The organism is Ilumatobacter nonamiensis YM16-303 (assembly GCF_000350145.1).
GTDB lineage: Bacteria > Actinomycetota > Acidimicrobiia > Acidimicrobiales > Ilumatobacteraceae > Ilumatobacter_A > Ilumatobacter_A nonamiensis.
This window is the reverse complement of the sequence record NZ_BAOL01000038.1, coordinates 1-9,032: the sequence shown is the minus strand read 5'-3', so window position 1 is coordinate 9,032 and position 9,032 is coordinate 1. Positions and strand designations below refer to the sequence as shown.

The following is a 9,032-nucleotide window of genomic DNA, read 5'->3' as shown; positions in this document are numbered from 1 at the left end:
GTGCCATCCGGTGTCAGACACCGGATGGCACTCAGTCGCGGAAGTTCTGGAACTGCAGGGGGATCCCGACGTCTTCGGCCTTGAGCAGCGCGATGACCTCCTGGAGTGCGTCGCGCTTCTTCGCCTGCACGCGGATCGAGTCGCCCTGGATCTGGCTGCTCACACCCTTCGGGCCCTTCTCCTTGATCGTCCGGTTGATCAGCTTCGACTTCTCCTGGGAGATTCCGACGGCGATCGTCATCACCTGGCGAACGGTGTTCTGGCTGGCCTCCTGCACATCGCCGTAGTCGACGCCGCGGAGCGAGACGCCACGCTTCACCAGCTTTTCCTCGACGACGATCCGCAGGGCGTTGAGCCGGTCCTCGCTGGCGGTGTGCATCGTGATCACGAGGTCGCCGAGTTCGATCGAGGAGTTCGTGTTCTTGAAGTCGTAGCGATTGGCGATCTCACGCTGCGCCTGATCGATCGCGTTGCGGACCTCCTGCTCATCGACTTCGGAGACGACGTCAAAACTTGCCATGACCGAAACGGTAGCGGAGGCGGTCGCCCAGGTTGCGTGGTCGGTCCGCAGCGGTACGCTCTTGTCGCCTCGTTCGACAGACCACTGCGAGTCTCGAGTCGAAAGTCTGTGGAGCGGGGACCAAAGGGTCGGTGTCCGAGTGGCCAAAGGAAGCAGATTGTAACTCTGCCGGCGTATGCCTTCGTAGGTTCAAATCCTACCCGGCCCACCAGAACGCGAAGAGCCCGTCAGCGGTTGCTGACGGGCTCTCGTCGTTCTCGGCGGTCGACGTGCGGTCAGCAGCTGACGGCGACCGTCGCTTCGATCTCGTCGCCGTACGGGCGATTCGGTCCGATCGGGCTGAACGTCACGGTGCCGGCGACGTCGCCGCCGTCGACCGTGAGCGCCAACGTGTCGACCACCTGCGTGTAGAGGATCCCGGCGTTCTTACCCTCCTCGTCGAAGTCGCCTTCGAGGCTCGCGGTCTGGACGATGGAGTCCTCGTCGAGACCGGCACGGATGAGTTGCATGCGGAAGGCGTCGTCGGCGGTCGCACCGAACAGGTCGTACCCGTCGGCCACGAGGAATCCGTCGGCGCCGTTCTCCGACGTCTCGCATGTCGACATCTCGAAGGTGAACGCCGTGCCATCGGCCAACGTCAACGTGGCCGACCCGGATCCCGACGCCGGTGCCACGTCCGCGCCGGAGCCTGCGGTGTCGGTCGGCGCGGCCGCGGAATCCGCATCGGTGGACCCCGCTTCGACCTGCGGCGCGGAGGTGGCGTCGGAGTCGTCGTCGGACCCCCCGCACCCGGTGAGAGCGGCGAGGACACCGACGGTCACGGCGACGAGGGCGACCGTCGGTCGAGGGGAGCGGTGGTCGAGGGCGCGGAGAGACAACATCGAATCATGTTCGGCCAAAGGGCGAATGGGGCGCCATGGGTCATCCGACGTAGGCACTACCGTTGTGCGCCAGGTGTTGCTCGACGATTCGGATCTCCGCTCGGTGCTCGATGCCGCCGCATTCCTCGCGTCCGATCCGGTGCCGAGTGTGGAGGCTGCGCTCGAACTCCTGCGTACGTTGATTCCCTGCACGAGTGCGTCGTTCAATGACATGGCATTGGCGAGCGGCGACTTCCGCTACGTGATCGTTCCGCCCGACGAAGAAGAACTGGCGGCACGCCTCAAGCCCGTCTACGACCGGGTCGCGCAGCAACACCCGTTGATCGTCGGGGCTCAAGAGCGGCCGGTCGGGCGCGCGCTGCGATTCTGCGATGTCGTCGGTGGTGCGCAGATCGCCGAGACGGAGTTCTATCGCGAGTTCTTCGAACCCTTCGGGCTTCGCTATCAGCTCGTGATCCGGCTGCCGTCTCCTCCGGACGTGATCGTCGGACACGCCCTGAACCGTGGTGCGTCGGAGCACGAGTTCAGCGACCGTGACGTCGCGGTCCTCGACGCGCTCGGCCCTCATCTCGCAATGCATCACCGGCACACCGTCGACCGGGAACGAGAACGTGCCCGTTCGGCCGAAGCAGACCGCGCGGGCGGCTGGGTGGTGATGACCGTGCGCTCCGATGGTGTCGTCGAGGATTCCTCGGACCGTGCGTCGTCGGGGCCCTTCGGATCCGGAGCCCGACTCCCGGCGAGCATCGTCGAACTGTTGCCGAGCTACGGCGAGGCCGAAACCGAGCCGCACTTCCACGATGTCGATGTCGGTGACGAGTTCTGGCGATGCGCGGTGCATCCCGTCCCGGTCGGCCCGACCGTCCTCCTCGTCCGACGGATCGGCGACGAGACCGGGGAGGCTGCCGCGCTCATCGACCTGGGTCTCACGCCGCGACAGACCGAGGTCGCCCTCGAGTTGGCCCACACCGGCGGAACGAACGCCCAACTCGCCCGTACCTTGCAGATCTCCGAGGGCACCGTGAAGAAGCATCTCGAGACGGTGTTCCGAGTGCTGATGGTCGACAGTCGTGCTGCGGCTGTTGCGGCGCTGCGTTCGATCGCCGCCTGACGCCCTCGACGTTTCGGGGCGGATCGGAACTCAGCCCCTGGCGACCCTGGAACGCAAGGCGGAGAAGCACAGCGTCATGCTCACCGCCGCAACGAGTCCGATCGCGAGTGCCGTCGTGGCCAGTTCGTCCCATTCCCAGCCGACGAGCGTGAGTGAACGGAGTCCGTCGAGGATGTAGGTGACCGGGTTGAGTCCGGCGACTGTGTCGAGCCAGCCGGTCAGTTCGGATCGAGGAACGTACGACGACGTGAGGAAGAGGAACGGGAAGAACAGCAGGAAGCTGGACTGGACCGCAGCCGGATTTCCGGTCTTCAACGCGATCGCGTAGCCGAATCCGGAGAACGCGAGGCTCCAGCACGCGGCGATCACGATGAACATGACGGCGCCGAGCGGACCCGATTCGAACCGCACGCCGAGCGCGAAACCGAGCGCGAGGATCGGCACGGTGAGGGCGGCCGCGACGGCCATGTCGGCGACCATGTGGCCGAGCAGGATCGCGGTGCGCCGAACCGGGGTGAGGAGCAGTCGATCCATGTATCCGTCCTGCACGTCGAGCACGACCGCTGGTGCGCGGGAGACGCCGGTGACACCGAGCAGGATCGCGGTCGCCATCTGGAACGCGGTGTAGTCGAATCCGGCGAGGTTTCCCTCGGTCAACGGTTGGAGCGTGGCGACGTTGACCACGAAGAAGAAGAACGCGATCAGCATCGGTGGGATCACGGCTTCGAGATCCTTCGGGACCGCGCGGAGAGCGCGCCCGGCGACCGTGACGATGTCGTGGAAGAGCGACGATTGGCGCGCTCGGATCTCGCTGCTCACGCTCGTGGTCGACGGCGTGGGCCGTGTGGTGGGCGCTTGGGTGTTCATCGTGCTGCCTCCGTGGTGGTCGTGGCGTGTTCGTGGTGGTCGGTGTCGGGTTCGTCGTCGAGGTCGTGGTGGGTGATGCGGTTGCCCGTGAGTTCGAGGAACACGTCGTCGAGCGTCGTGGTCCGCAGCGTGAGGTCGTGGATGTCGACGCCCGCGTGTCCGAGGGCGATCGCGACCGGGCCGATGGTCGCCGCCCCGTTCGCGGTCTCGATCACCAACTCGTCGTGCACCTCGTCGACGCGGTGGATGCCGTTCACCCCGTCGAGAGCTTCTCGAGCGGACACGAGGCTGCCTCCGACGCGTGCGACGATCAGGTCGTCGCCGACGCGACGCTTGAGTTCCTCCGGAGTTCCTTCGGCCACGAGGCGGCCGGCGTTGATGATCCCGACCCGGTCGGCGAGCGCGTCGGCTTCCTCCAGGTATTGCGTGGTGAGGAAGATCGTCATCCCGAGGCGCTCGTTCAACCGGCGCACCTCGTCCCACACCGACGCCCGGCTGACCGGATCGAGCCCCGTCGTCGGTTCGTCGAGGAACAGCACGTCAGGGTTGTGGACGAGTGAGGCGGCGAGGTCGAGACGCCGACGCATCCCGCCCGAATACGTCTTGATCGGTCGGTGCAGGGCATCGCCCAGGTCGATGAGTTCCGCGAGGTCGCGGAGTCGCTGATCGACCTGCTTGCGGTCGAGTCCGTAGAGACGCCCCTGGAGACGAAGCAGTTCGTCGCCCGTCTGGACCGGGTCGAGCGCCGCTTCCTGCAGTGCGGCTCCGATGTGCAGGCGGACCAGGTCGGGCCGGCTCGCGATGTCGAAGCCGGCCACCGTCGCCGAACCCGACGAAGGTGCGAGCAGGGTGCAGAGCATCCGCACCGTTGTCGATTTCCCTGCACCGTTCGGCCCGAGGAAGCCGTAGATCTCCCCCGAACCGATGCGCAGGTCGAGGCCTTCGACGGCGTCGTTGTCCGCGAAGGCGCGTCCGAGGCCCCGAGCTTCGATCGCCGCGGACCCGGCGTCGGATCGGTCGGCGGTGGGGGACCGGTCGGTCGTGGTGGTGGTCGTCATGCTCGTTCTCCTGTGGTGGGTCGTTCGACGAGGAGGACGGTAAATCGCATTGCGGTCAGAATCTGTCCTCAATCCCGAGTACTTTCGATTCCATGGCCGATACGAGCGAACGGATGCTGCGGTTGCTCACGTTGCTGCAGTCGTATCGGGACTGGAGCGGCCCCGACCTCGCCGAGCGACTCGAAGTGTCGCCGCGCACGCTGCGCCGTGACATTGATCGGCTCCGCACGCTGGGCTATCCCGTCGAGGCGAGCCCCGGTGTCGATGGTGGCTACCGGCTCGCCCCAGGAGCGTCGATGCCTCCGCTGGTGCTCGACGACGATGAAGCGGTCGGTCTCGTCGTCGCGCTCCGGGCGGCGGCGAACCTCGGCGTCGCAGGTGCCGCCGAGGCGTCGGTGACCACGTTGGCGAAGGTGGTCCAGGTGATTCCACCCCGCCTGCGTCAGCGAGCAGACGATCTCGCGACGATGACCGTGGCGGTGCACTGGGCCGACCCGGACGCGAGCGTCGACACCCAGTACCTGACGACGTTGGCCTCGGCTGCGCGCAACACCCAGCGCGTCGAGTTCGGCTACCGGGACAAGCAGGGCGCCCGGACGAGCCGTCGCGTCGAGCCCATGCAGCTGGTCACCGTGGGACGTCGGTGGTACCTCGTCGCCTTCGACAACGATCGTGCGGACTGGCGTACCTTCCGAGTCGACCGAATCGACGAACCCCGCGCCACCGGTGCCCGCTTCCCGCCGAAACCGATCCCCCACGGTGATGCGGCGACCTACGTCCGGGAGTCGATCAAGGACTCGACGCCGCACACCGACTTCGTCGTCGACGTCGATGCGCCGGCCGCCGTCATTCGGGAACGAACGGGGCGATGGGTCGACATCGAACAACTCGATCAGGACCGCTGTCGAGTCACGATCGCGAGCCGCGCCCTCGAGTGGCCGACGATGCTCGTCACCTCGCTGGGCGCCGACTTCGAGGTTCGATCACCACCGGAATTCGCGACGCACCTTGCCACCGTTGCGGGCCACCTGACGAACGCGGCTTCCGCCCGTCCCGACGATGGGGGCGGATCCTCGACGGCCTCCACCTGAGCCCGCCGCAGGCGAGGCGATCGGTCGCCCGTCGGACGCGCCGATTACGCTGCGATCCCGTGGCGGACGATCGAGGGCAGGACACCCCGAAGACCTCCGGCTACAGATTCGCGACTCTCGGACCCGAAGCGTCGACCGGAATCGTCGTCGCCGTTGCGGTGGTCGCGGCGGTGGTCGCCGTGTTGGCGGGAGCCGAGCCCGTCGGTTCCCCGACTGCCGACACGGTCGTCGTCGCGATCACCGCATTCGTCGTCACGATGGCGGCGTCGGTCGTCCCGTGGTGGCTGGTGTTCGGCGCCCTGGTGATCAGCACGGCCACCGCCGGCGATGCGACCGTGATCGCTGTGGGTGTCGTGGCGGGAGTGCTGTACCTCGCGTCGTTGACGGCGTTCGGCCCACACACCATCACCGCCGCGGTCGCCGGCGCCGTCGCCGTGAATGTGATGCTGCGCTCCGACCTCGCACGGTTCCTCGGGTTCTCGATGATCGTCGGTGGTGTCGTGTTCGGGATCGTCGTGCTCGCCGCAGCCATGACCCTGGACGGACGAGTCCGCCGCATCGTGCTCATCACGACTGGCCTCCTCGTGGCGGTGGCGGTTGCCTCGGTGGCCGCGCTCGGCCTCGCGGCGAACGACGCTCGAACGGAGGTGACGTCTGCCAACGCAGCCGCGCGCGAAGGGATCGAGCTGCTCAGCGACGGCGAGTACGACGAGGCCGCAGAACTGTTCGACGACGCGGCGAGTGACTTTTCCGCCGTGGACGACCGCCTCCAGAGTCCGCTCGTGGCGCCGGCGCGGATCGTGCCCGGTCTGTCCCAGAACGTCCGTGCGGGTTCCGAGCTCACGGCGCAGGCGGCGGATGCCTTGGCCGACGCGGCGCTCGCGTTGAGATCGGTCGATCCGGATTCGTTGAGCTTTGACAACGGGCGCATCGACCTCACCGCCATTCGGGACGCGGAGGAGCCGTTGGTGCAGGTCCAAGCGGCCCTCGACGGACTCCAGACGACGATCGCCGACGTCCGCTCGCCGTGGTTGATCGACAGGATCACGGAGGAACTCGATGAACTCGAGGTCGAGCTCGCCGAGGAGGAGCCACGACTCGACACCGTGATCGAAGCGGTCCAGATCACCCCGCAGATCCTCGGTGGCGACGGCCCGCGGCGCTACCTGGTCTTGTTCGGATCCACCGCCGAGGCGCGGGCGCTCGGTGGATTCATCGGCAACTACGCCGAGATGCTGATCGACGACGGCCAGATCACGGTCACCGAGTTCGAGCGTCGTTCCGACTTGGAGGGGATCCTCGAAGTATCGGGCGCGACCTGCGACGGATGTCCGTCCCAGTTCGTCGAGCGCTACGGCCCGTTCGGGTTCACGAGCGGTCCGGACGGAGGGGTCGGTGACAAGGCCTGGTCGAACATCACCATGTCGCCGCATTTCCCACACGTGGCCGAGGTGGCTCAGTTGCTGTACCCGTCGAGCGGTGGCGATCCCATCGACGGTGTGTTCTACATGGACGCGGAGGTCGTCTCGACCTTGATGAGCTACACCGACCCGGTCGACCTCCCCGAGTTCGACGTGACCGTGAACGCGAACAACGCGTTGCGCTTCATCTTGGGAGAGCAGTACGCGCTGGGCGACGGCGCCAACGACGACCGGATCGATGCCTTGGGCACACTCGGAAACGCAGTGATCGGGCAACTCCTGACCGGGTCGTTGCCTGGTCCGGCGGTCCTCGCTCGCGACCTCGCACCCTTGGTCGACGATCGTCGGTTGATGTTCCTCACGACCGAACGTGAAGAACAGGAGTTCCTCGACGAGATCGGGGTGTCGGGGTCACTCCCCGAGTTCGATCCCGCCAACGGAGGATTCTCCGTGACGATGACCAACGCCGGTGGCAGCAAGATCGACGTCTTCCTCGAACGAGAGGTCGACGTCGAGATCGTCACGTCGGCCACCGGAGACCGCCGGCTCGTCGCCGAGGTGACGCTGACCAACCACGCACCGACCGAGGGGCTCCCGCCCGTGGTCATCGGCAGCGAGGCCGGCCTTCCACCCGGGACGAGCCGTCTCTACACCACCTTCTACGGTCCGCTCGGACTCGACTCCGCTGAACGTGACGGAGAGGAACTCGATCTGACGGCGAAGCTGGAAGCGGGCTGGGCTGCGTACCCGCTGTTCATGGATCTGGCGTCGGAGGAGTCCTCGACATTCCACCTGGAATTCGATCTTCCCGACCAACTCGATCCGGTCGACGAGGCGCTGCAGGATGGGACGTTCGGTGAGCCGACGCTCTTCGAGCAACCGCTCTCGGAACTCGGATGACGGTTCGGCTCGACGCGCTGATCCTCTGCGACTTCGCGCAGATTCGCGACGGCTTGCTCTTCTGCGATCTCGCCGTCCGCGTCGCGGAACGCACCTGACTCAGAGCAACAGCTGCATGCTGGCCACGTCGAGCCACCGGCCGAACTTGCGGCCGACCTCGCGCTCGATACCGACCAGTTCGAACCCGCACGCTCGGTGCAGCGCTCGAGACGCCTCACCGCTGACTTCGACGCGGGCGATCATCGAGTGGAACCCGCTGTCCCGGGCATCGGCGATGAGCCGGTCCATCAGGCGTCGCCCGATCCCGAGCCCCGCGTGCGATCGTGCCACGTAGATCGAGTTCTCGACCGTGGGGCTGTACGCGGGACGTTCCTTGTACGGCGACAACGACGCGAATCCGACGACGATCTCGTCGCGCTCGTCGGTCCCGGGTTCGTCGTCTGATCCGCTGCCGGTGACCGCGACGATCGCCCGGAACACGCCGGAGCGAGCCGCGATCCAGGCCTGCTGGTCGGCGACCGACCGCGGCACCATGTCGAGGGTGGTGGTGAAGTTCTCGACCTCGTGGTTGTAGATCGTCCGCATTCCTTCGGCATCGTGTTGCGTCGCCGCGCGAATCGACACCGTCGAACGCTGAGCGGGAACCGGAGCCATCATCGACGACGCTAGCGGTGGCGGACGCGAGCCTGCGGACAGCGTTTCGGGAAGGGTCGCCGGCACGGCGCGAAAGGAGGGAACGCGCGGTGGGACTCCGAGCCCCGCCGATACACTCGCGGACTGGCCGCAACGCTGATGCGGTCCCGAAGGTTGCCCCGGCGCTGGTCGAACAGCTCCGTTCAACCTCGGAATCACATAGTCAGCAACGGCTCGATCGAGTGCACATCGCACCCGTTCGTGACGCCCTCTTAGCTCAGTCGGTAGAGCACAGCCATGGTAAGGCTGGTGTCGTGAGTTCGATTCTCACAGAGGGCTCGACCAAGTGGCTGGGGCAACCCGGCGACGAGCCAAGTCACCCGGAATTCGGTCATAGCCACATGGCGGCGTAGCTCAGTTGGTCAGAGCATCCGGCTCATAATCGGAAGGTCGTCGGTTCAAGTCCGACCGCCGCTACCAAATCCCACAACCCAGGAACCCTCAGGAGCGAGGAAAGCAATGAGCAAAGAAAAGTTTGAGCGGAACAAGC

At 66.4% G+C, this 9,032-nt stretch carries 8 protein-coding genes and 3 tRNA genes; 6 read left to right on the top strand and 5 right to left on the bottom strand.

What is annotated here, in order from left to right; genetic code table 11:
- Positions 1-31: 31 nt before the first annotated feature.
- Positions 32-520: a YajQ family cyclic di-GMP-binding protein gene (locus ON45_RS05070; RefSeq protein WP_040492462.1), complete on the bottom strand. Its 489-nt coding sequence runs from the start codon at positions 518-520 to the stop codon at positions 32-34.
- A 125-nt stretch (positions 521-645) separates the two neighbouring features.
- Here ON45_RS05070 and ON45_RS05065 point away from each other — a divergent pair.
- A tRNA-Tyr gene (locus tag ON45_RS05065) sits at positions 646-731 on the top strand.
- Between the two features lie 64 nt (positions 732-795).
- Here ON45_RS05065 and ON45_RS22955 read toward each other — a convergent pair.
- On the bottom strand, positions 796-1,401 hold the full coding sequence (locus ON45_RS22955; RefSeq protein ID WP_158412199.1) for a hypothetical protein: 606 nt from the start codon (positions 1,399-1,401) through the stop codon (positions 796-798).
- 73 nt (positions 1,402-1,474) lie between these two features.
- On the opposite strand from ON45_RS22955, the gene ON45_RS23515 reads away from it, so the two are divergent.
- Positions 1,475-2,512: a helix-turn-helix transcriptional regulator gene (locus tag ON45_RS23515; RefSeq protein ID WP_158412197.1), complete on the top strand. Its 1,038-nt coding sequence runs from the start codon at positions 1,475-1,477 to the stop codon at positions 2,510-2,512.
- 30 nt (positions 2,513-2,542) lie between these two features.
- Here the strand turns inward: ON45_RS23515 and ON45_RS05050 are convergent, their stop codons facing one another.
- Together ON45_RS05050 and ON45_RS05045 are read right to left on the bottom strand one after the other, a co-directional pair.
- Complete coding sequence (locus ON45_RS05050; protein ID WP_051062496.1) at positions 2,543-3,379, bottom strand: ABC transporter permease; 837 nt, start codon at positions 3,377-3,379, stop codon at positions 2,543-2,545.
- Positions 3,376-4,437, bottom strand: coding sequence for an ATP-binding cassette domain-containing protein (locus tag ON45_RS05045; RefSeq protein ID WP_083914377.1), 1,062 nt, complete (start codon positions 4,435-4,437; stop codon positions 3,376-3,378). Before ON45_RS05045 ends, ON45_RS05050 begins: the two co-directional genes overlap by 4 nt.
- A 92-nt stretch (positions 4,438-4,529) precedes the next feature.
- Here ON45_RS05045 and ON45_RS05040 point away from each other — a divergent pair, with 92 nt between their 5' ends.
- On the top strand, positions 4,530-5,528 hold the full coding sequence (locus ON45_RS05040) for a helix-turn-helix transcriptional regulator (protein ID WP_083914375.1): 999 nt from the start codon (positions 4,530-4,532) through the stop codon (positions 5,526-5,528).
- A gap of 59 nt (positions 5,529-5,587) precedes the next feature.
- Complete coding sequence (locus tag ON45_RS05035) at positions 5,588-7,849, top strand: DUF4012 domain-containing protein (protein ID WP_040492459.1); 2,262 nt, start codon at positions 5,588-5,590, stop codon at positions 7,847-7,849.
- Positions 7,850-7,948: 99 nt separating this feature from the next.
- Here ON45_RS05035 and ON45_RS05030 read toward each other — a convergent pair whose 3' ends face one another.
- Positions 7,949-8,503, bottom strand: coding sequence for a GNAT family N-acetyltransferase (locus ON45_RS05030; protein ID WP_051062494.1), 555 nt, complete (start codon positions 8,501-8,503; stop codon positions 7,949-7,951).
- 245 nt (positions 8,504-8,748) lie between these two features.
- On the opposite strand from ON45_RS05030, the gene ON45_RS05025 reads away from it, so the two are divergent.
- A tRNA-Thr gene (locus ON45_RS05025) sits at positions 8,749-8,821 on the top strand.
- Positions 8,822-8,885: 64 nt separating this feature from the next.
- Positions 8,886-8,962, top strand: a tRNA-Met gene (locus tag ON45_RS05020).
- Positions 8,963-9,032: the final 70 nt, after the last annotated feature.

What these genes read in the sequence shown, in the direction of transcription:
- ON45_RS05070 (WP_040492462.1), bottom strand. Translation starts at nt 520, where the DNA reads ATGGCAAGTTTTGACGTCGTCTCCGAAGTCGATGAGCAGGAGGTCCGC.
- ON45_RS22955 (WP_158412199.1), bottom strand. Translation starts at nt 1,401, where the DNA reads ATGTTGTCTCTCCGCGCCCTCGACCACCGCTCCCCTCGACCGACGGTC.
- ON45_RS05050 (WP_051062496.1), bottom strand. Translation starts at nt 3,379, where the DNA reads ATGAACACCCAAGCGCCCACCACACGGCCCACGCCGTCGACCACGAGC.
- ON45_RS05045 (WP_083914377.1), bottom strand. Translation starts at nt 4,437, where the DNA reads ATGACGACCACCACCACGACCGACCGGTCCCCCACCGCCGACCGATCC.
- ON45_RS05040 (WP_083914375.1), top strand. Translation starts at nt 4,530, where the DNA reads ATGGCCGATACGAGCGAACGGATGCTGCGGTTGCTCACGTTGCTGCAG.
- ON45_RS05030 (WP_051062494.1), bottom strand. Translation starts at nt 8,503, where the DNA reads ATGGCTCCGGTTCCCGCTCAGCGTTCGACGGTGTCGATTCGCGCGGCG.